Below are 21,289 nucleotides of genomic sequence, written 5' to 3'. Positions count from 1 at the left end.
TATCTTAAAATGAAATTACTCAAAAATAACGTACTTCTTTTGTTATTGCTATTTCTGTTTACCGGAAATGTTAAAGCACAGGACAGTACAGGTGCAATTAATACAGACGATATCGAATTTACGGATATTGAGCCTGTCAAGGTGGATAGTCAAGTAACCTCTACCAATTCTATTTCGAAAGATAAGGCTGCTGTTAGTGCTTCAAACACTGGAAAAGTAATCAAAAAAGAAGCTGATAGTCGTTCTTTGTGGACTATTTTTATTGCTGGTTTTTTAGGAGGATTAGCTGCTCTTTTTATGCCCTGTATCTTCCCGATGTTGCCGCTTACGGTTAGTTATTTCACTAAAAGTGCTTCAACTAAGTCTGGAGCTATAACCAAAGCTGTGGTTTATGGGATCTCCATTATTCTGATCTATGTACTGCTAGGATTGATAGTGACGATTGTTTTTGGCGCAGATGCTTTGAATGATTTGTCCACAAATGGGGTTTTTAACATTGTGTTTTTTCTGATGCTTGTTGCTTTTGCTGCATCTTTTCTGGGTGCATTTGAATTAACACTTCCCTCATCATGGGTAAATAAAGCAGATTCAAACTCAGATAAAAAGGGTTTTGCTGGAATCTTTTTCATGGCGGCAACACTGGCACTTGTATCCTTTTCATGTACAGGTCCAATAATCGGTTATCTCTTAGTGGAGGCTGCAACAATGGGTGCTCTTTTGGGTCCTGCTATAGGGATGTTTGGCTTTGCACTGGCTCTTGCGATTCCTTTTGCTTTATTTGCTATGTTCCCCTCGCTGATGCAAGGACTTCCTAAGTCGGGAGGTTGGCTAAATAGCGTCAAGGTCGTTTTGGGTTTTCTAGAGCTTGCTCTTTCATTGAAATTTCTTTCCAATGTAGATTTGGCTTATCACTGGGAATGGTTCGACCGTGAAGTATTTCTGAGTTTATGGATTGTTATTTTTGCTTTAATGGGACTTTATCTTTTAGGTAAATTAACATTTGCAAACGATTCTCCAATTCAATCTTTATCCGTACCCCGATTATTTCTATCTATCATCGTATTATCATTTACGATGTATATGGTTCCCGGTTTGTGGGGTGCCCCACTAACATCTATATCAGCATTTTTGCCACCCCAACAGACACAGGATTTTGATTTATATACAGCCTCGCTTAGTCAGAATAAAGGTTTTTCGGGAACAGCTGAATCTGCTCATCCAACAAAATATGTGGATAAGTTTAAAGCTCCGCTGGGATTGATAGCATTTTTTGATTATGAAGAAGGAATGGCCTATGCTAGAAAGGTAAATAAGCCAGTGATGATCGACTTTACCGGACATGCCTGTGTGAATTGTCGGAAAATGGAGGCTGCTGTATGGCCCGACCAAGTGGTTCGTAATCACATCAGTAATGACTATGTTTTGATTCAGTTGTACGTGGACGATAAATCTGATCTTCCTGAAAATGAACAATTTGTCTCCAAGTCAGGAAAGTCAATTAAAACAATAGGTAATAAGTGGAGCGACTTTCAGGCCAGTCATTTTAATGCTAATTCGCAACCTTTTTATGTTCTTTTAGGGCATGATGAAAATCTATTAGTTGAGCCTATAGGAGCCGACTACGATAAAGTGAGTTACGCCAAGTATCTTGAAAGTGGATTAAAGGCATTTAAAGGCATAAAATAGATTATTAATTAAAATACCTTTTCAAGCGGATTTTTCACTTAAAAATATATATTTGCCCCACAAGAATATTATTATGGAAAATTTCACTAAATTAAAAGAGCTAATTGCTTCCATGGAAGTAGATGCTGACAAGTTTTACAACAAGGCTAGTGGTGCTGCAGGAACTCGCGTTCGTAAAGCTTTGCAGGAAATTAAAACATTGGCACAGGAGATGCGTAATGAAGTTACTGAACTTAAAAATAAAGAAGCATAGTCCATCCTTGGAATTTATGTTTTAAAAGGTTATCTCCTCACGAGATGACCTTTTTTATGGGCTACTATCATTATGATCTTTATCATATTTAGAATAATAAAAGATATTAATGTCTTCTATTGTATATCTTTGATAGATGAATCACTCAGGCAGATCTATAAATAAGAAAACGTTAATAAGTGCGCTATTAAAAGAGGATAAAGAGGGAGTTATAGTTGCGTTGGAATGTTTAAATAAGAATTTTGCAAAGCTTCGGAATCCAGTTTTGAGAAATATGTTTGCTGGTTTCGTTACTATAGAGGCAGCATGTAAGGTTGGAAAATGTGAAGTAGCAGATTTTCTTGATGCTTTGAAAAATATAGGATTTATTATTAAGGAAGATCCTGCAAATAATAATTTAGTTCAAAAGGATCCTATAAAGATCGACAAATCAAATATAAAGGAGCTGGATGTTCGTGCAATCTTATCCAGACAGGAAGATCCGCTTAAATTAATTATGAGTACGGTTAAAGAGCTTCAGGATTCAGAGTGCCTAAAGCTTATTGCTCCATTTGAACCTGTCCCTTTATTGCATTTAATGCAGGCTAAGGGTTTTTCCAATGAAGTACATCTTGAAGAGGATGGGTCAGTAATTACTTATTTTAAAAGGGATTATACCTTACAAAAAGCTGTAGAAAAGGCAGACCTTCCAATTGTTGATGATCCGGACAATTTTAATTTGAAAATTAAACACTTTGAGGGAAAAATTAAAACCCTTGATGTGAGGGATCTCGAAATGCCTAAGCCTATGATTGCTATACTGGAGACCCTTCAGCAACTTGGAGATGGAGAAGCTTTATATGTGTACCATAAAAAAATTCCAGTTTATCTATTGCCTCATCTGGAGGAAAAAGGGTTCATGTATCTCACAAAAAGTACAGATGATGGGAAAGTGGATTTATTGATTTATAAGTCATGAGCAGTAGTCTGCCCAAGCAGTCTGATGGCATGTATAAACTCGTGTTGCTTCACTATTTTATATCCGGATTATGCTTTCTCCTTTTAGCTGTGCTGTTTCTGTTTTCGATTAAAGATCTCTCGGGACATTATTTTAATCCACACTTGCTGGCTATTACTCATTTGGCAGCCTTGGGATGGGGCACACTGGTTATTTTTGGGGCATGTTATCAATTGTTGCCGGTACTACTGGAAACTGACCTGTACAGCTCTAAATTACCTTGGTTTACCTTTATGTTGTTTATTCCAGGATTGTTTTGTCTGGTATACTCCTTTTGGGTTTTCGAACCGGGAATACATATGCAGGCAGGAGGTTTATTGCTTACATTAGCTATATTAACGTTTTGCGTTACGGTAATTAAAACTGCAAATAAAAGCAAGAATTCCTCTATTCATAAGGAGTTTATCGTCACATCCAGCATTTGGCTTGCTGCAACTGCCATTGTGGGAACCTTGCTTGCGTTCAATTTTCAATATGCTTTTCTCCCTAAGAATCATCTGCAGTACCTTCGGCTTCATGCACACATGGGATTGGCGGGTTGGTTTCTGATGTTGATAATAGGGGTTAGTTGTAAATTAATTCCCATGTTTTTAGTGTCCAGAATTCAACTGAGCCATCTACTTTCCTGGAGTTATTATTTAGTTAATTCAGCACTTCTGCTTTTTCTGATTGATGGTTATTTTTACGGAGTTAATGTGCATACTTATTTTATAGCGGTAGTGCTGTTAGCCGGATTAACCTGCTATTTCGTGTATGTAAAGAAGTGTTTTGATTCTCGATTAAAGAAGAAACTGGATATTCCGATTTTGAAAACGGTCATATCCATCAGTTTACTGAGTGTGGCTCTGATTCTAATTCCAATCATTATTTATAGCTCAGCAAAGCAAAATGGCTTAGCCGTTCATTATTCTACATTATATGGGATGTTATTATTTATGGGATGGATCACGGCATTGATCATGGGTCAGGCCTTTAAAACATTACCTTTTATAGTTTGGGTTCGAAAATATGAGCATTTAAGTGGTAAGAGGAAAATACCTATGCCAGCTGATCTATACAGTTCCAAACTCCTTAAACTTCAGTATATAAGCTATATCGCATTCTGCATTGTGTTCTTCTGCGGCTACCTCTTATATAGTCAGGTTATGATGACCACAGGTATTGGATGTTTATTAATTTCATCATTATCTTACCTATTCAATTTAGTGATACTGATTAAACACGAAGATAAATCATTAAGCCATGAAAAAATTTGACATCACAGACCAATCCTCATTTAAAGAACTGGAAATTATAGAAAACTTAAGGACTGTTCTCGATCCGGAACTTCAGATCAATGTAATCGATATGGGATTGATTTATCATATTGACCTATCAGAAGATTCAAAAATAAGGATCGAGATGACGCTTTCTTCATCACATTGCCCAATGGGAGAGGCTATACTCCAATCTGTTAAAAACTGTTTAGAGGAAGCTTATCCCGCATATGAGGTACTTGTTGATTTAGTTTGGGAGCCGAACTGGACCTATGAGAATATAACAGAGGAAGGTAGAAGGCAACTTGGTAGGTAGAGGTTTAATGAACCGGTTTAATATATGACATCAATCATTTATTAAGTCATAAAATAAAAGATATATTTGTCTTCTATTAATACTAACAATATGGAAATAGTTGAAATTCTTAATGTTACTGAAATCGAGCCACGTTTCAGACATCCCTTAATCTTTGATAAGTTTGATGCCTTAGCATTGGGAGAGTCATTCATTATACAAATTGACCATGATCCAAAGCCACTATATTACCAATTGATGGCTGAAAGGGGCAATATTTTTACATGGGAGTATCTGATGAGTGGTCCTGAATTATACCAGGTAAAAATCAGTCTGAATGATTCTGAACAAAAAGAAGAAACAATAGGAGAGATTGTAGCAAAAGATTATCGCAAAGCTCAAGTGTTTAAGAAACTAGGAATAGATTTTTGCTGCGGTGGAAAGAAAACACTGAGTCAGGTTTGTGATAAAAAAGGACTTGATAAGGCTGATGTAAAAGAAGAATTGGCGAAATTGGATGGACAGCAAGGCAATCCCTCTCAGGATTATCAGAAGTGGGATCTGGACTTCTTAAGCGATTATATCATCAATACGCATCACAAGTACGTAAAGGATACCATTCCCTTTCTATCTGAAATATCACAAAAAGTAGCCAGGGTACACGGTGCCAACCATCCTGAAGTAATTCAAATAGCTGAGGTATTTGCAGCAGTTGCATCTGATTTAAGTCTTCATTTACAAAAAGAAGAAAAAATTCTCTTTCCTTATATTAAAAGTCTTGTACTTGCTGAAAAAGAGGGTGCAGCATTGCCGGGATCTTCTTTCGGAGAAGTTGGAAATCCAATTGAAGTGATGGAAGCGGAACATGAGCATGTAGGAGAAGATTTGAGTGAGATAAATGAGCTGACCAATAATTATACAGTTCCACAGGATGCTTGTACGTCTTACCGTATTTTATACCGGACGCTGGAGGAATTTGAAAATGATTTACACCAGCATGTACATTTGGAAAATAATATTCTTTTTCCAAAGGCAATTGAACTTGAAAAAGCGATGAAGCTTTAAGATTTAATAAAATTTATAGGTTTGCAACCTAGTATAATAGTATGATACTATCAAAATCATGTGAATATGCCATTAGGGCTGTGGTATACATAGCGTCTAAGACTGTTAAAGAGGAAAGGGCAAGTATCATTGAAATTGCGGAGGCTATAGGATCTCCAGTTGCATTTACGGGTAAAATACTGCAAACACTTACACGTAAAAAAGTTTTGGCTTCATCGAAAGGTCCGAACGGCGGGTTTTATATTATAAATCCCGCCTCCGTGTACCTGGTAGATATTGTTCGTGCAATTGATGGCAATGAGATTTTTACTGCTTGTGTAATCGGATTAACCACTTGTTCAGCCGAAAAACCATGCCCGATGCATTATCAGATGAAGCCAATCCGTGATCAGCTACGCATTGATTTTGGTAAAAGATCGGTATATGAAATGGTGCAGGCATTTGAAAACAATAACTATTTTTTGAAGTAAACTCTTCATACTAATCTGATCATTCAGCTTGCAGTTAATTAAGCTTGTTAAGAATATCTTCAACACTTCGTCAATCTTTTTGTTATACTTACACTGTTGAATTAATTTTAATGTAGTGTCTATGAAGAATCAATCAAAAATAATAGCTGCAATGCTTGCAGGAGTTGCAGCTGGAGCTATAATCGGGCTTTTGTTATCACCAGAAGATGGCGGGGAAACACGTAGTGATATAACCGCTTGGATTAAAGATGTTTATGAACGTTCGAAAGAAAAAACCAGTGACTTAGCAGCCAAAGGACTCAATGCGATAAAGATTGGTCAACCATCAGTTGATAATCATATTGATCATGCTGAGAGTGCATTAGGAGTTTAAATAAGCTAATGCATTTTTTGTAGTAGATGAGATCTGTCAATCCTGATAGATCTCATTTTTTTTGCTTAATTTTATCTCTATGATTTAATTGCATTGTAAGCCAATCATTTAGGCGAAAGCTAATCACAATGGTTAAACAACATTTTGTCAAATATTCTATAAGTTTTCTTCTTGTTTTAGCTGCCCACTATTTAATTAAAACTTTGCTGTCTGATGCATACGGAAGTTCATCTTATCTTTTTCTAACAGGTTTAGTGGTTTTCACAACCCGCTATCTAGGCAAGGGGCCTGCTACATTTACAACAGGCCTTGCAATTATCGTTATTTTATGGTCTTTATTAACCAGTACTCCTAATATATCTCTTAATGAATGGATCATATTGCTTTTATTTATTGCAGAATGTGGATTAATTATTTATATGATTCCGGTTTATTTAAAAACTGATAAAGAAGAATTATTAAAAGGATTGCGATTCAATAAATTGGTTGAAAAGAGTGCTAACGCATTTATTCTGGTCAATTTGAAAGGAGAGATCAAGTATAGTAATCTGGCGGTTCATAGAATAACCGGATATACTATTGACCAGACACCTGGGTTAGTGATATGGAATTTAATAAAGGAGGAAGATCACGGGATTGTTAAGGAACAATTTTATAAAATAGCTAGCCATGAAGAGAAGTCTGCTACCTTATTACACCGTATCGTAAAAAATAATGGAGAATTAATTTGGGTTGAAAATACGATGACCAACTTGCTCAACGATCCTTCAGTTCAGTCAATTGTGCTTAATCTGAGCGATGTTAGTGCACGAGTTAGCCATGAACAAGAGATGGAAGATTTTTTAGCCATAGCTTCTCATGAATTAAAAACACCTCTTACCAGTCTGAAAGCCTATACGCAAATATTGGAGATGCGTATGAATGCGGAAAATAACACCGATTCGGTATTGCTGGTGAGTAAAATGGATCGACAGATCAATAGGATTATCAGTATGATTTTTGATCTTCTTGATGTAACTAAACTTCAATCGGGCATTCTTTATTTAAAAAAGGACATCTTTGATATCAATGAATTGATTTTAGAAGTTGCAGAGACATTAGGTAATGTGAATAGGAATCACCAGATCATGCTGAGCCTTGACAAAACTACCAGGATTTACGCAGACAGGATACGCATTAATCAAGTGCTTGTAAATCTGATTTCAAATGGTATTAAATATTCCCCTGACGCAGATAAGATCCATATCAGTACCCGGTTTGAGGCTAATAAATTATTGATTTCAGTTACTGATTTTGGAATAGGTATTTCTCCTAAGGAGATTCAAAATTTATTTAATCGGTTTTACAGAGTATCCAGCGTACGTGAATCTTATCAGGGCTTGGGGTTAGGGTTATATATATCCTATCAGATTATTGAGCATCATAAAGGAAAAATGGGAGTTTTTAGTGAAGAAGGTAAAGGATCTACTTTTTGGTTTACTCTCCCTCTGGAAAAAGAGATCTATGAAATGCCCGTCACCTAGTATCCGTAACTCGAATTACTTTGTTCTTTGTCTTAAAATAGTCACGTTTAATTATAAATTGAACAGTTGATTGGAATGGTTGTATTTAAATCAATCAGGTAAGTCAAAGGTAAAAGGCCTGTTAATTAAAAAATAAGCAAAATGTATAATCTTAAGATTATTTCTTCTACGGTAAGGCCGGGTAGAAAAGGACCCCTTGTTGCGGAATGGATAGCCGGACTAGCAAAAGAAACTGGTGACTTTGATGTTGAAGTTTTAGATCTTGGCGAAATCAACCTTCCGTTAATGAATGAGCCGATGCATCCCATGCTGCAAAAGTATGAACATGAACATACTAAAAAATGGTCTGCATTGATAGAAGAAGCTGATGCTTTCGTTTTTGTAACTGCAGAGTATGACCATGGATACCCTTCCCCGTTGAGAAATGCAATTGAATATCTGGTACATGAATGGGCTTATAAAGCAGCAGGTATTGTAAGTTATGCTGGGATTTCAGCAGGTACCCGGGCATCCAATGATCTCAAAAGGGATTTGGCTACCATGAATATGGTTCCATTAACCGATCAGGTTAATATACCCATGTTTACACATTTTATAAATGATCAAAATCAATTTTTTCCAAATGAAATGTCTATTAAGTCCGGCCAAATTATGTTAAAGTCTATAGTAAGATGGACAAAGGGTTTGAAGTTAATTAAAGAAGATCAATAGGTTATGATTTAAAAAGGTATTAAGCCCAGATTAGAAAGTTTTAATCTGGGCTTTTTTGCTTGAAAAGATCACATTTAAAAGTCATATTATTGTAATGTTTAATTTTTGTATAAAATAAGGATATTATGAGAAACTATTTTTAGCTTTAAACCGTATATAATAGTAAGTTGCTTATCGTACTGATATGCTTAATTCTGTTAAGGTATTAAAAATGAAAAAAGGTAATTTAATTCAGCAATTCATTGCATATATTAACATCTCTATTTTAGAAAAAAGGCGTCAACGACCTATCCTTAAGAAGATGGAAGCTATTAATGCCAACATACAAGACCTCTCAGAAACATGTAAGATGTATGGTGATCTGGAACTATATTACGAGCAGGCATTAAAATACAAAGAATTTATTGCGCTTAATTTTGAATATTCAAGGCTTGAAATGCAATTATACAAATTGAATAAACCGCAGAGAAACAAAGTTCCCGTATCTCAAAACTAATCTTTTATTGATCAATTTCCTTTTTTATGAATCCCTGAATCTAAATAGAAAAAATAGATAGAAGTAGCGTAATTGACGTTTTACATTCGGTTTAAATTTTTTATTTTAACTGTTTTAAACATAGAACTGACTTCCTTCGGATAAGTGTTAATTTGAGAAAATAGTCCAGTTTACAGTCTTTCCCGCTTGATCCAATGAATAATTGCCTCCACTTATACCTAATTCTTTAGGAAATTCCCCATATGCGGAAATTAAACATAGAGCCAGGTAATATTTTCAGAATTATCAGTCTGGATGTTGTGAAACGATTGACCTATCTGGATCATCCCGATGTGTTCAAACTAGGTCTAAGTGCAAGTATGGAGTTCGATTTGTAAAACAATGATTACCTGAATTCAAAACTTCTATTTATTAAAGCTTGTTTAAGGATTTTTGTACATTAGTGCTTTTATTCAGAAGATGAAACAACTGTACTTCTGCTCTTTAGCAGCACTCTTATTCGCGATTTCTTCCTGTGGCAACAAGGAAAAGCAATCGAACGATTTAAACTCCTTTACTTCGTCTAATCCTTTTGCTGAGGTAAGTAAACTGGCCTATCAAGCTCCTGATTTTGATAAAATTAAAGATAGCGATTTTGAGCCGGCTATAGAAGAAGGCATGAAAGTGCATTTAAAGGAAGTCCAGCAGATTTCTGAGAATAAAGAAAAGCCTGATTTTCAGAATACCATTGAAGCGATGGAAAAGAGCGGACAGCTTCTCACACGTGTATATCGCATTTTTAATCTCCTTACCGGAGCAAATACCAATCCCAAGCTTCAAAAGGTTCAGGAAGGAATAGCTCCAAAATTGGCAGCGCATCAGGATGCTATTTATCTAAACTCCGAATTATTTAAACGGGTGGAATCCATTTATAACGAAAGGCAAAATCTTAGCCTGGATGCAGAATCAAAGCGTTTAGCGGAATGGTATTATCAGCAATTCGAAATTGCAGGGGCAAAATTATCCGATGCTGATAAAATAAAACTTAAAAAGCTGAATGAGGAAGAAGCCGGACTTAGTGCCAAATTCACAAACCAGTTATTAGCTGCAACAAAAGCAGGATCAGTAACCGTAAATACCAAAGAAGAATTAGCAGGATTATCTGCTGAAACACAGGATGCGGCAGCACAGGATGCTAAAGCAAAAAAACTAGATGGAAAATGGTTGATTTCTTTACAAAACACAACCCAACAACCCGACCTTCAGTCACTCTCTAACAGGGCAACCCGTCAGAAACTATTTGAAGCCTCATGGAACCGTGCCGAGAAAAGTGATTCCAATGATACCCGTTCGGCAATCATCCGTATCGCTAAAATTCGTGCAAATAAATCAGCTCTTCTTGGGTTTAAAAATTATGCCGGATGGAAACTTCAGGATCAGATGGCTAAAACTCCCGAAGCTGTAAGTACATTTCTGGGTAAACTAGTGCCTGCATCAGCAGCAAAAGTAAAAGGCGATGCCAAAGAACTTCAGGCGGTCATCGATCAGCAGAACGGTGGTTTTAATCTGCAGCCTTGGGACTGGGATTACTATGCCGAGCAAGTACGTAAAGCTAAGTTTAACTTGGATGAGAATGATGTTAAGCCTTATTTCGAACTTAATAACGTACTTCAAAATGGTGTGTTCTATGCTGCCAATTTACTTTACGGAATCACTTTCAAAGAAAGGACAGATCTTCCTGTCTATCAAAAGGATGTACGAGTATTTGAATTGTTTGAAAAGAATGGTCAAAGCATAGGCTTGTTCTACTGTGATTATTTTAAACGCGATAATAAATCTGGTGGTGCATGGATGGATAATATGGTGGGACAGTCTAAGCTACTTGGAACAAAACCAGTTATCTATAACGTATGCAACTTCACTAAACCGGCAGCCGGACAGCCTGCATTAATAAGCTTTGACGATGTATCTACCATGTTTCATGAATTTGGACATGCATTACATGGTTTCTTTGCCAATCAGCAATACCCAAGCATCTCCGGTACAAGTGTTTCCAGGGATTTTGTTGAGTTTCCTTCTCAGTTCAACGAACACTGGTCACTTGATCCTAAAGTGTTTAAAAATTATGCAATACATTACAAAACGAAAAAATCAATGCCACAGGCATTGGTAGAAAAGATCAAGAAGGCATCTGTTTTCAATCAGGCGTATGCACTCACTGAACTTTTAGCTGCTGCAAAATTGGATATGTCATGGCATACCATCACTACGAAAGATTCCATTAAAAATGCGGATCAATTTGAAACCGCTGCCTTACACCAGGCAGGTTTAGATTTGCCACAGGTTCCACCCCGCTATCGTTCCACTTATTTTCTACACATCTGGGGTAATGGTTACGCTGCCGGTTATTACGCTTACTTATGGTCTGAAATGCTGGATGATGACGCGTATTCCTGGTTTAATGAACATGGCGGATTGACTGCAGCGAATGGCCAGCGCTTCCGTGATATGATCTTATCCAAAGGAAATACAGAAGATCTGGGTACTTTATTTACTAAATTTCGCGGACACTCACCTAATATAAAACCTTTATTGATCAACCGGGGTTTAATTGGCAAATGATGTAAATAATCAGTTTACCGCAATATATTAATCGAAGAGGGCAGGGCATGAATTCTAAATTTTCTATACGTCTGCACTCTGAAAGTGCAAAAAAAGGAGTAACTGGTGCAGTGCTCCTTTTTTTGCGCCTTCTCAAACAAGCCTTCAAAACTTTTTCAGCCAATGATCCGTTACGCATGGCTGCTGCTACTGCTTTCTTTACTACGTTTGCTTTGCCACCCATACTCATTATTATTATCCAGGTATTGGGACTTGTGTTTGAAAGAAACTTAAGCAGAGGGGTATTCTCCAGACTCTCCAGTACTATTGGCCGAAACAGCACACACCAGATTATTGATACCCTTCAAGCTTTCAGGGAAATGGCCAGTAACTGGTATGTAACTATCATTGGATTCGTTATTCTCATATTTGTCGCCACCAATCTGTTCAAGATCATCAAGGATTCTATCAATCAAATATGGAAAATCAGGATGATTGCCAAACAAAACTTTTGGAAAACGATGAGAGGAAGGTGGCAGGCTTTAATTATCATTATGTTAACAGGTACGCTTTTCTGTATAGCCATCCTGGCCGAAGGAATGCAAACTTACCTGAGTGATGAGTTGGTGAGTTTGATGCCCGGACTTGCAAATTATTTGAAAAGCATATTTAACTATGGATTTTCTGTTGTGTTCGTAACCGCATGGTTTGTCATTCTTTTTAGATATCTTCCAGATGGACGTCCTCTATGGACCGTTGCTATTGCCGGTGCCTTTTTTACCAGCATCTTTTTCAATATCGGAAAAATTGTATTACGGATCTTATTAAACCAAAGCAACCTGAATAACTTTTATGGTGCCTCTGCATCCATTGTATTGTTATTGCTTTTTGTATTTTATTCCTCATTAATATTGTATTTTGGTGCAGCATTTACAAAAGCCTGGGCAGATCACCATGAAACGCCTATTAAGCCTAAAACAGGGGCTGTCCGTTACAGATGGTCCGAAATCCATGAAGAGTAAAGGGAGGGAAGATAAATGGTTTCCGTTTTCATATTGGAATAAAAGCCTACCAATATGAAAAATTAATATAGACCTAAATTTTGTTTTAAGGCATAAAAAAGCCTCAGAATCCTTTAAACGCACTATTCCCATATAAATATTTAATCGGCATCCCTTTTGTTAACTCATTGAAAAAAATAATCTTTCAATGGAAGAACATTCGATAGTTGTTCGCGTAGCAACGTTAAAGGATATAAAACACGTTAATCAAATCATACAAGAGACTCATCAATCTGCCTTACAAAGGGGAATAGGAATTTCCAATCGGACGCCAGAGTCTATTGTAGCCAAAATGAGAGATGGAAAATCAATCATCGCAGTAACTGATAAAGGGGAATGGGTAGGCTTCTCCTACTTTGAAGTTTGGGAGAGTGGAAAGTTTGTCTCCAATTCCGGGTTAATCGTATCTCCCGACTTTCGTCACACAGGAGTAGCCAAAGCAATTAAAGAACGCATATTTAAACTTTCACGAGAAAAGTATCCAACTGCTAAGATCTTCAGTATTACATCAGGCATTGCAGTGATGAAAATGAATACGCTACTTGACTTTGAACCTGTAACCTTTCAACAGATAACACAAGATGAAAAATTTTGGGGAGGGTGTAAAAGCTGTGTGAATTTCAACTTACTCGGTTACATTTCTTTTATTGGGAGCCTTGATATGATACATGAAAAGGTTGATGTTCATGCCTATTGTTTATCAACTCATCCTTCCTCCTTATGATCAAGGGAACCGTGCTGGTCATTGATGATGAGAAGAATTTGTGTAACCTGTTATCAAGAATTATAGGTCTTGAGGGATACCATGTATTACAATCATTCTCTGCAAAAGAAGGACTTAAGGTGCTTGCTCAAAATGATGTGGATGTAGTGATCAGTGATGTGAAGCTCCCGGATCTTAATGGCGTTGAATTGGTAAAACTCATTAAAAAAGATAATCCGCTCGTTGAAGTAATCAACCTTACTGCATACGGGAGTATTCAGGATGGTGTGCTGGCTATTAAAAACGGGGCTTTTGATTATATTGTTAAAGGGGATGATAATGAAAAGATCATTCCTTTAGTTTGCAAGGCGCTGGAGAAATCCAGACTTCAGCGAAAAGTAAAGGAACTGGAAAGCCGACTTCCCAAAAGGGTAGGTCTCAACGATGTAATAGGAGAGTCCGACGCCATCAAACAAGCAATAGCGTTTGCCCGAAAAGTGGCTCCAACAGATACTACCGTTCTTCTTCTTGGCGAAACAGGATCCGGGAAAGAGGTGTTTGCGCAAGCTATCCATTATGAAAGTCAGCGTTGTGCAGGTCCTTTCGTTGCCGTCAATTGCAGTGGATTTAACAAGGAACTCTTAGAGAGTGAACTTTTTGGCTATAAAGAAGGGGCTTTTACCGGAGCGGTAAAAGATAAAAAAGGTTTGTTTGATGAGGCCGACGGCGGCACCATATTCCTTGATGAGATAGGAGAAATGAGCCAGGCCCTTCAGGCCAAACTGTTGCGGGTTCTTGAAAATCAAACTTTTATAAAAATAGGTGATACCAAAACCAGAACGGTGAATGTACGGGTTATTGCTGCTACTAATCGAAATCTACAGAAGGAGTCTGATGATGGCAGTTTTAGAGCGGATCTATTTTACCGTTTATCTGTTTTTACGATTTCTCTGCCATCTCTCTCTGAACGAAAGGGTGATATTGAAGTTTTAGCAACCTATTATTTAAATCAGTATGCTGCTAAGGTAAACAAGTTCGGGTTTTCCATGGATCCGCATTTCCTTGAAGCTTTGAAGAACCATTCATGGAAAGGAAATGTCAGGGAGTTAAAGAATTTAATAGAACGTGCCACTATTTTAGCAGATCATCCTGTTATTTCAACTAGTTTACTTCCTTATGAGTTTTATTCATCAACAGCCGAAGGTCAGGGTTTTGATTTAAGTACGGTCGAAAAAAATCATATCCGGAAAGTGCTTTATCATACCGGTGGAAATAAGATGGAAACTGCAAGACTATTGGCCATTGGTCTAACTACTCTTTACCGTAAAATCGAAGAGTATAAATTATAAAAAATAATTACAAACCCTATCATAATGAATCTTTAAGCCTTCCATTTTGGAAGGCTTTTTTTGTTTCAAATAAAAGTAAATTATTACTTATGGTTGACTTTCAGGTAGTTGATCTCTTGTTTGAAATAGTGGTCTATGTATTGAACACCAGTAAAAAAATATAAATATGCTCAGTTTCTTATTGCTTCTGGCCTTGCTGTTATGCATCTGCCTCATTTATTATTCAATTGATTGGTTTGAAAAAATTTAAGACTTATGACTTTATTATTCATCATCGCATTGGCAGTTTTTATATACATGGTGTATGTGCTGCTTAAACCCGAAAAATTCTAAGACCTATCATGAACACAGAAATACTTGGAATATTTGTTACCTATCTGATCACTTTACTGATAGCTATTCCACTTGGAAAATATCTGGCTAAAGTATTTGCCGGAGAGAAAGTCTGGACTGACTTTCTAACACCCATTGAAAAGGGAATTTACCGATTGTCTGGCATCAATCATTCCCAACAGATGAATTGGAAGCAGCATATGAAAGCGATGCTGACCATCAATTTGGTGTGGCTTATCTATGGATTCTTCGTGCTGATGTATCAGGATAAACTTCCCCTAAACCCGGATGGAAACCCTGGACAAACACCAGATCTGGCTTTTAATACGATCATAAGTTTTGTTGTGAACTGCAACCTTCAGCATTATTCCGGAGAAAGCGGGGTCACCTATCTAACACAGCATTTCGTTGTGATGTTTCTTCAGTTTGTAAGCGCGGCAACCGGCATTGCTTCAGCTGTTGTATTCTTTAAAGCTTTCAGAGATAAAACAACCTCTCAGCTTGGTAACTTTTGGGAATTTTTTGTAAAATCAATCACAAGGTTACTTTTACCTATTTCTATTGTAATTGCTCTAATCCTTACATTTAATGGAACTCCAAGTTCTTATGAAGGTAAAGATCAGTATATTTCGGTACAGGGAGATACCGTAGGTGTCTCCAGAGGGCCTGCAGCAGGTATGATTGCTATTAAACACCTCGGTACAAATGGGGGTGGATGGTTTGGCGCAAACTCTGCACATCCGCTTGAAAATCCTACTTATTTAACCAATATGGTGGAATTAATAGCGCAGATGATCATTCCTATAGCGATGGTCATTGCTTTTGGCTATTTTATCAGGCGTAAAAAATTGGGATGGGTCATCTTTGGAGTCATGACATTCGGGATGTTGCTCCTTTTAATTCCTACCATCAGCTCTGAACTTGGCGGAAGTCCTGCTATCTCCCAAATGGGTGTAAGTCAGCATACCGGAGCAATGGAAGGCAAAGAAGTTCGTTTTGGTCCTGCTATTTCCGCTTACTGGACTACAGTTACGACCATTATATCGACTGGGTCGGTAAATAACATGCATGACAGTTCCATGCCTTTAACAGGAGCATGGCAATTATTAGGCATGATGGTCAACTCCTTTTATGGTGGTTGTGGAGTAGGAATACTGAATTACTTCATCTACTTAATTATAGCGGTATTCATATCAGGATTAATGGTAGGGCGTACGCCTGAGTTCCTCGGACATAAAGTAGAAGCCAGGGAAGTGAAAATCGCCGCACTGATTACTTTGCTAAGCCCTTTCCTGATCCTTGCAGGAACTGCTATTGCAAGTTATGTTTTTGGTACCTATGGAGATGCTGATTGGGCGGTCAAACCTGCCAACTGGCTTAATAACCCGGGCTTTCATGGTTTCTCCGAAATGTTATATGAAGTAACCTCTTCGAATGCTAACAACGGATCTGGGTTTGAAGGTTTGGGCGACAATAATATTTTCTGGAATGTGTTAACCGGTATAGTATTAATCCTGGCGCGTTTTCTTCCGATTATTGGTCCAATAGCCATTGCAGGACTGCTTGCACAAAAGAAATTTATTCCTGAGTCGGCTGGTACGCTACGTGCGGATACCCTCACCTTTGGTATCATGACCTTAGCCGTTATCGTAGTGTTAAATGCTCTTTCTTATTTTCCTGCTTTGGCCCTCGGACCATTGGCAGAATACTTTACTATGCTTAAATAATCTCTTGTAACAAGATGAGAACGCAATCCAATCAATTATTTCAACCGGCACTGGTAAGTGCCGCGTTGAAACAATCTTTCATAAAACTGAACCCCCGTTACATGATCAAAAATCCGGTCATGTTTACAGTAGAGATAGGAACAGCAGTTATGCTGGCTGTTTCCATTTATTCCCTCACAGCAACAGATCAGGGATCTTTCGGCTACAATTTGGCCATTTTTATTCTCCTGTTGCTCACCGTGTTGTTTGCCAACTTTGCCGAAGCACTAGCTGAAGCAAGAGGAAAAGCACAGGCAGACAGTTTGCGCAAAACCAGGGAAGATACACCTGCAAAATTCCTGACTAAAGACGGGAAGGTAGAAATTCGCTCATCCAATCAGCTCGTTAAAGGAGATATCTTTATATGCGAAGAAGGGGATATGATCCCTACTGATGGCGAAATAATAGAAGGTATCGCTACCATTGATGAATCAGCAATTACCGGAGAATCCGCACCCGTAATCAGGGAATCAGGAGGTGATAAATCTTCCGTAACAGGGGGAACCAAAGTTTTGTCTGACCAAATTAAAGTAAAGGTCACCACACAACCCGGCGAAAGTTTTCTGGATAAGATGATCGCACTGGTAGAAGGAGCCTCCCGTCAAAAGACGCCGAATGAGATTGCTTTAACCATTCTTCTAGCCAGCTTTACATTGGTATTTATAATCGTATGTATCTCGCTGAAGCCATTTGCCGATTATGCAAATACGCCTATTACTGTGGCGGCCTTGATATCGCTCTTTGTATGTCTTATTCCTACAACGATAGGTGGCCTTCTTTCTGCAATCGGTATAGCAGGGATGGACCGTGCTTTGCGTGCTAATGTAATTACCAAATCAGGTAAGGCAGTGGAAACCGCCGGAGATATAGACACTTTATTGCTGGATAAAACTGGTACAATCACGATCGGAAACAGAAAAGCTACTCATTTTTATCCAGCGCCAGGTGTTGCTGAAGAATATTTTATGAGGATTAGTTTGCTTGCCTCTATTTCAGATGAAACTCCGGAAGGAAAATCAATCGTTGAACTGGCGAATCTGACCTTAAATCAGGATGCATTGAATCTTCCAGATAAGTCAAAATTGACTTTTGTGAAATTCACTGCTGAAACCCGTTCCAGCGGTGTGGATCTGGAAGATGGAACGCAAATCAGAAAAGGAGCGGCAGACTCCATCCGCAACATCGCTATAACCGCAGGTAATGATTACCCTGTGGAAGTTGGCAATGACGTTACCCATATATCTACGAATGGTGGAACACCTCTGGTTGTATCCGAAAATTCTAAAATACTTGGTGTGATCGAACTGCAGGATATCATCAAACCAGGGATTCAGGAGCGATTTGAACGACTGCGTAAAATGGGCGTGAAAACGGTTATGGTAACAGGAGATAACCCATTAACAGCTAAATATATTGCCGAAAAAGCAGGTGTAGACGACTTTATTGCAGAGGCTAAACCTGAAGACAAGATGAATTATATCAAGCATGAGCAATCGCTTGGTAAACTAGTCGCGATGATGGGTGACGGAACAAATGATGCTCCGGCTCTCGCACAAGCGGATGTGGGAGTGGCCATGAATAGTGGAACACAGGCAGCTAAAGAGGCTGGTAATATGGTCGATCTGGATAATGATCCAACCAAACTGATTGAGATTATTGAAATTGGTAAACAATTGCTGATTACCCGTGGTACTTTAACCACATTTTCAATAGCCAATGACGTTGCGAAATACTTTGCTATCGTTCCTGCACTGTTTATCGCCTCCATACCTGCTTTACAGGGTTTAAATATCATGAATCTGCATAGTCCGGAAAGCGCAATACTCTCCGCCGTAATTTTCAATGCCCTCATCATTCCATTTCTGATCCCTCTGGCTTTAAAAGGTGTGGCGTATAAACCACTTGGAGCCAGTGCTTTGCTTCGCAGAAATCTATTGATCTATGGTTTGGGTGGTGTTATCGTTCCGTTTATCGGCATAAAAGCAATCGATCTTTTAATTGCTGTCTTTATATAATCCTACACTGATGAAAAAATATATCTTTCAATCTATCCGTCTCACATTGGTACTACTCGTTTTATTATGTGTGATCTATCCCTCAATAATTGCCTTCGCAGGCCGGTTTGCCAAGGGTGAAGGCAACGGCGAAGCCGTCCTGCTGAATGGCAAAAAAGTAGGTTATGCCAATATTGGTCAAACCTTTACAGACCCGCAGTATTTCTGGGGCCGTCCATCTGCTGTTAGTTACAATGCAGCGGGTTCTGCAGGCTCTAATAAAGGCCCTTCTAACCCGGATTATCTAAAGGATGTGGAGAGCCGGATCGACACTCTGCTGAAGTACCATCCAGGATTAAAGCGTTCTGAAATTCCTGCAGATTTAGTAACTTCTTCAGGTAGCGGACTTGATCCCGACATTTCGGTTCAGGCAGCTACTATTCAGATCGCACGGGTTGCATCAAATCGCAAGCTTGGCATCGAGCAGGTACAACAAGTAGTAAAAAATGCGACCACACCTCCTTTATTAGGTCTTTTAGGACCTGAAAAAGTGAACGTTCTTCAATTGAACATGGCATTGGATCGTCTAGCGAAATAAACAATAAATTCTATATCAAACTTCTGTAAGCTTTCGATAAAAGGAAGCTTACAGGGGATTCTTTGTCCTTTATTATTACATAAAAATGAAAAAAGTTCTTATTCTTTCGGCCTCTTTATTGGCTGCTTTAACAGTTTCCGCACAAGAGACATCGCCTTTAAAAGTCTCTGGTTACATTGAAACGTACTACGGGTTTGATTTCAACAAACCGGTAAATAATACACGTCCATCTTTTATTTACTCGCATAACAGGCACAATGAAGTGAACTTAAATCTGGGTTTTTTAAAATTAGCATATGATAATGGCAGCCTCAGGGGTAACCTGGCTGTAATGGCAGGTACCTACAGTAATGCTAACCTTGCGGCTGAACCGGGAGTTTTAAAAAACATCTATGAAGCAAATGCCGGAATAAAACTATCATCCAAAGCTAATCTATGGCTAGATGCCGGGATCTTTTCTTCGCACATTGGCTTTGAATCTGCTATATCCAAAGACTGCTGGGTATTAACACGTAGTATCTCAGCAGAAAATACACCTTTTTATGAGTCAGGTGCTAAAATTAGTTATACCACCAATGATGGTAAACTGGGCGTTACTGCTTTATACCTAAACGGCTGGCAACGGATGCAACGGCAAGATCTTAATAGTCAGCCCGCCGGAGGTATTCAGCTTACATGGAAACCAATAGACAAGATCACGCTAAATTACAGCAACTATCTTGGTACCGAGGGAGCAGACTCAATCCGTGTCCGCAGGTTCTACAACAACTTCTATGGAATTTTTCAGGCAACAGATAAACTAGGCCTAACAGTAGGTTTTGATCATGGTGTGCAGCAGAAGGAAAAAGGCGGCTCTGATGATAACGAGATCATTTCTCCAGTTGCCATAGCACGTTATCAGCTTGCGGAAAAATGGGCTATAGCCGGGAGAGTTGAATATTACAAAGATGAAAATGGTGTCTTCATTGCTACTGGTACTCCAAAGGGGTTTAACACGACCGGTTATTCTTTAAATGTAGACTACGCCCCAATTGCTAACGCCTTGATCCGATTAGAAGGAAAAGTATACGATAGTAAAGACGCTGTATTTCTAAGAGATAACACGCCTGTTCACCACAATGCCGCGCTGACTGCAAGTATAGCAGTAGCATTCTAATCCATAATACTCCTGCCTGTCCGGTTAACCTCAGGCAGGAGTTTTAAGAAAGTATATATCAATATGAAAAAAGAATTGAAATTTAAATTATACGAACTGGCATCTATGTGCCTGGTTAAAGTTTATTTGTATGATCTTATAGCAGAAAGTATTTACTCGGGAAGACTTAAATCTTTGTTTGCTAAATTGTCTTATGAAGAGATGAATCAGTTAATGACCATTAGGTTTGCCATCAAGCATTTAACTGATAAAATAAAAAAAAGAGAAGTCAAATTACATGTTCCTGAGATGTCATGGCATGAAATAACAAATGCGCTCACATTACAAAATAATCAGCTGGTTTTAAACTCTGTAATTAGTTTGGAGTCCAATACAATTAAGCTTTACGAAGAGGCATTTTGTATTTGTGAACCTCAAACTCACTTAGCAATTCTACTAGGTAATCAACTGAACAAAGCACAGTTGATTGTAAATGATATCATAAAAATAAAAGGGAACTATGATCCGGATCATAGATTTGACATGATATAAGTGGCTGTTTGCTGATTTTAAATGTTACTTGAAAACTTGTAAATTGATACTATCAATAAGTGAACTGTCAGATCCTAAAATAACTATACACTT

22 protein-coding genes are annotated in these 21,289 nt (G+C 38.1%); all 22 read left to right on the top strand.

Going from position 1 to position 21,289, the window contains the following annotated elements:
• Positions 1-9 precede the first annotated feature (9 nt).
• The 22 genes from BFL47_RS17700 to BFL47_RS17605 all read left to right on the top strand — a co-directional run bounded on the left by BFL47_RS17700 (position 10) and on the right by BFL47_RS17605 (position 21,196).
• Positions 10-1,686 (top strand): protein-disulfide reductase DsbD family protein, encoded by a 1,677-nt coding sequence (locus tag BFL47_RS17700; RefSeq protein ID WP_069661132.1) that lies wholly within the window; start codon positions 10-12, stop codon positions 1,684-1,686.
• 73 nt (positions 1,687-1,759) lie between these two features.
• Complete coding sequence (locus BFL47_RS17695; protein WP_016193602.1) at positions 1,760-1,939, top strand: hypothetical protein; 180 nt, start codon at positions 1,760-1,762, stop codon at positions 1,937-1,939.
• Positions 1,940-2,075: 136 nt separating this feature from the next.
• Complete coding sequence (locus tag BFL47_RS17690; RefSeq protein ID WP_069661131.1) at positions 2,076-2,897, top strand: DUF2249 domain-containing protein; 822 nt, start codon at positions 2,076-2,078, stop codon at positions 2,895-2,897.
• Positions 2,894-4,192 carry a hypothetical protein gene (locus BFL47_RS17685; RefSeq protein ID WP_069661130.1) on the top strand — a complete coding sequence of 433 codons (1,299 nt, stop codon included), beginning with the start codon at positions 2,894-2,896 and terminating at the stop codon, positions 4,190-4,192. Before BFL47_RS17690 ends, BFL47_RS17685 begins: the two co-directional genes overlap by 4 nt.
• Positions 4,179-4,508, top strand: coding sequence for a metal-sulfur cluster assembly factor (locus tag BFL47_RS17680; RefSeq protein WP_069661129.1), 330 nt, complete (start codon positions 4,179-4,181; stop codon positions 4,506-4,508). Before BFL47_RS17685 ends, BFL47_RS17680 begins: the two co-directional genes overlap by 14 nt.
• Before the next feature lie 90 nt (positions 4,509-4,598).
• Complete coding sequence (ric, locus tag BFL47_RS17675; RefSeq protein WP_069661128.1) at positions 4,599-5,552, top strand: iron-sulfur cluster repair di-iron protein; 954 nt, start codon at positions 4,599-4,601, stop codon at positions 5,550-5,552.
• A gap of 41 nt (positions 5,553-5,593) precedes the next feature.
• On the top strand, positions 5,594-6,022 hold the full coding sequence (locus BFL47_RS17670; RefSeq protein ID WP_069661127.1) for an RrF2 family transcriptional regulator: 429 nt from the start codon (positions 5,594-5,596) through the stop codon (positions 6,020-6,022).
• Between the two features lie 121 nt (positions 6,023-6,143).
• Positions 6,144-6,395, top strand: coding sequence for a YtxH domain-containing protein (locus BFL47_RS17665; protein ID WP_069661126.1), 252 nt, complete (start codon positions 6,144-6,146; stop codon positions 6,393-6,395).
• Positions 6,396-6,523: 128 nt separating this feature from the next.
• Entirely contained in the window at positions 6,524-7,918 is a 1,395-nt protein-coding gene (locus BFL47_RS17660) for a sensor histidine kinase (RefSeq protein WP_069661125.1), read from the top strand.
• Positions 7,919-8,059: 141 nt separating this feature from the next.
• Positions 8,060-8,629 (top strand): NADPH-dependent FMN reductase, encoded by a 570-nt coding sequence (locus tag BFL47_RS17655; RefSeq protein ID WP_069661124.1) that lies wholly within the window; start codon positions 8,060-8,062, stop codon positions 8,627-8,629.
• A 211-nt stretch (positions 8,630-8,840) separates the two neighbouring features.
• Positions 8,841-9,125: a hypothetical protein gene (locus tag BFL47_RS17650; protein WP_139125864.1), complete on the top strand. Its 285-nt coding sequence runs from the start codon at positions 8,841-8,843 to the stop codon at positions 9,123-9,125.
• Between the two features lie 242 nt (positions 9,126-9,367).
• Complete coding sequence (locus BFL47_RS20400) at positions 9,368-9,502, top strand: hypothetical protein (protein ID WP_262482896.1); 135 nt, start codon at positions 9,368-9,370, stop codon at positions 9,500-9,502.
• An 82-nt stretch (positions 9,503-9,584) separates the two neighbouring features.
• Positions 9,585-11,726: a peptidyl-dipeptidase Dcp gene (dcp, locus tag BFL47_RS17645; RefSeq protein ID WP_069661122.1), complete on the top strand. Its 2,142-nt coding sequence runs from the start codon at positions 9,585-9,587 to the stop codon at positions 11,724-11,726.
• Between the two features lie 47 nt (positions 11,727-11,773).
• Positions 11,774-12,727 carry a YihY/virulence factor BrkB family protein gene (locus BFL47_RS17640; RefSeq protein ID WP_083257260.1) on the top strand — a complete coding sequence of 318 codons (954 nt, stop codon included), beginning with the start codon at positions 11,774-11,776 and terminating at the stop codon, positions 12,725-12,727.
• A 187-nt stretch (positions 12,728-12,914) separates the two neighbouring features.
• Positions 12,915-13,490 carry a GNAT family N-acetyltransferase gene (locus tag BFL47_RS17635; protein WP_211480982.1) on the top strand — a complete coding sequence of 192 codons (576 nt, stop codon included), beginning with the start codon at positions 12,915-12,917 and terminating at the stop codon, positions 13,488-13,490.
• Positions 13,490-14,818, top strand: coding sequence for a sigma-54-dependent transcriptional regulator (locus BFL47_RS17630; protein WP_139125865.1), 1,329 nt, complete (start codon positions 13,490-13,492; stop codon positions 14,816-14,818). The genes BFL47_RS17635 and BFL47_RS17630 overlap by 1 nt, the downstream gene beginning before the upstream one ends.
• A 255-nt stretch (positions 14,819-15,073) precedes the next feature.
• Complete coding sequence (kdpF, locus tag BFL47_RS20565) at positions 15,074-15,151, top strand: K(+)-transporting ATPase subunit F (protein ID WP_083257263.1); 78 nt, start codon at positions 15,074-15,076, stop codon at positions 15,149-15,151.
• Between the two features lie 8 nt (positions 15,152-15,159).
• Positions 15,160-16,878 carry a potassium-transporting ATPase subunit KdpA gene (gene kdpA, locus BFL47_RS17625; RefSeq protein WP_069661120.1) on the top strand — a complete coding sequence of 573 codons (1,719 nt, stop codon included), beginning with the start codon at positions 15,160-15,162 and terminating at the stop codon, positions 16,876-16,878.
• Between the two features lie 14 nt (positions 16,879-16,892).
• Entirely contained in the window at positions 16,893-18,932 is a 2,040-nt protein-coding gene (gene kdpB / locus BFL47_RS17620; RefSeq protein WP_069661119.1) for a potassium-transporting ATPase subunit KdpB, read from the top strand.
• 10 nt (positions 18,933-18,942) lie between these two features.
• A complete protein-coding gene (locus BFL47_RS17615) occupies positions 18,943-19,509 on the top strand; it encodes a K(+)-transporting ATPase subunit C (protein ID WP_069661118.1) in 567 nt (188 codons plus the stop codon).
• 85 nt (positions 19,510-19,594) lie between these two features.
• Positions 19,595-20,665 carry a porin gene (locus BFL47_RS17610; protein ID WP_069661117.1) on the top strand — a complete coding sequence of 357 codons (1,071 nt, stop codon included), beginning with the start codon at positions 19,595-19,597 and terminating at the stop codon, positions 20,663-20,665.
• 63 nt (positions 20,666-20,728) lie between these two features.
• Entirely contained in the window at positions 20,729-21,196 is a 468-nt protein-coding gene (locus BFL47_RS17605; RefSeq protein WP_069661116.1) for a hypothetical protein, read from the top strand.
• The last annotated feature ends 93 nt before the right edge of the window (positions 21,197-21,289 follow it).

Origin of the sequence: Arcticibacter eurypsychrophilus (assembly GCF_001730525.1) — a bacterium.
In the GTDB taxonomy this organism is placed as follows: Bacteria; Bacteroidota; Bacteroidia; order Sphingobacteriales; family Sphingobacteriaceae; genus Arcticibacter; species Arcticibacter eurypsychrophilus.
This window is presented reverse-complemented; position numbering and strand designations above follow the sequence as displayed.

Bases quoted from the DNA above. Each gene is read 5' to 3' on its own strand.
- BFL47_RS17650 (WP_139125864.1), top strand. From the start codon at position 8,841: ATGAAAAAAGGTAATTTAATTCAGCAATTCATTGCATATATTAACATC.
- BFL47_RS17660 (WP_069661125.1), top strand. From the start codon at position 6,524: ATGGTTAAACAACATTTTGTCAAATATTCTATAAGTTTTCTTCTTGTT.
- BFL47_RS17690 (WP_069661131.1), top strand. From the start codon at position 2,076: ATGAATCACTCAGGCAGATCTATAAATAAGAAAACGTTAATAAGTGCG.
- ric (WP_069661128.1), top strand. From the start codon at position 4,599: ATGGAAATAGTTGAAATTCTTAATGTTACTGAAATCGAGCCACGTTTC.
- kdpF (WP_083257263.1), top strand. From the start codon at position 15,074: ATGACTTTATTATTCATCATCGCATTGGCAGTTTTTATATACATGGTG.
- BFL47_RS17655 (WP_069661124.1), top strand. From the start codon at position 8,060: ATGTATAATCTTAAGATTATTTCTTCTACGGTAAGGCCGGGTAGAAAA.
- BFL47_RS17605 (WP_069661116.1), top strand. From the start codon at position 20,729: ATGAAAAAAGAATTGAAATTTAAATTATACGAACTGGCATCTATGTGC.
- BFL47_RS17685 (WP_069661130.1), top strand. From the start codon at position 2,894: ATGAGCAGTAGTCTGCCCAAGCAGTCTGATGGCATGTATAAACTCGTG.
- BFL47_RS17695 (WP_016193602.1), top strand. From the start codon at position 1,760: ATGGAAAATTTCACTAAATTAAAAGAGCTAATTGCTTCCATGGAAGTA.
- BFL47_RS20400 (WP_262482896.1), top strand. From the start codon at position 9,368: ATGCGGAAATTAAACATAGAGCCAGGTAATATTTTCAGAATTATCAGT.
- BFL47_RS17700 (WP_069661132.1), top strand. From the start codon at position 10: ATGAAATTACTCAAAAATAACGTACTTCTTTTGTTATTGCTATTTCTG.
- kdpB (WP_069661119.1), top strand. From the start codon at position 16,893: ATGAGAACGCAATCCAATCAATTATTTCAACCGGCACTGGTAAGTGCC.
- BFL47_RS17680 (WP_069661129.1), top strand. From the start codon at position 4,179: ATGAAAAAATTTGACATCACAGACCAATCCTCATTTAAAGAACTGGAA.
- kdpA (WP_069661120.1), top strand. From the start codon at position 15,160: ATGAACACAGAAATACTTGGAATATTTGTTACCTATCTGATCACTTTA.
- BFL47_RS17615 (WP_069661118.1), top strand. From the start codon at position 18,943: ATGAAAAAATATATCTTTCAATCTATCCGTCTCACATTGGTACTACTC.
- BFL47_RS17665 (WP_069661126.1), top strand. From the start codon at position 6,144: ATGAAGAATCAATCAAAAATAATAGCTGCAATGCTTGCAGGAGTTGCA.
- BFL47_RS17640 (WP_083257260.1), top strand. From the start codon at position 11,774: ATGAATTCTAAATTTTCTATACGTCTGCACTCTGAAAGTGCAAAAAAA.
- BFL47_RS17635 (WP_211480982.1), top strand. From the start codon at position 12,915: ATGGAAGAACATTCGATAGTTGTTCGCGTAGCAACGTTAAAGGATATA.
- BFL47_RS17610 (WP_069661117.1), top strand. From the start codon at position 19,595: ATGAAAAAAGTTCTTATTCTTTCGGCCTCTTTATTGGCTGCTTTAACA.
- BFL47_RS17670 (WP_069661127.1), top strand. From the start codon at position 5,594: ATGATACTATCAAAATCATGTGAATATGCCATTAGGGCTGTGGTATAC.
- dcp (WP_069661122.1), top strand. From the start codon at position 9,585: ATGAAACAACTGTACTTCTGCTCTTTAGCAGCACTCTTATTCGCGATT.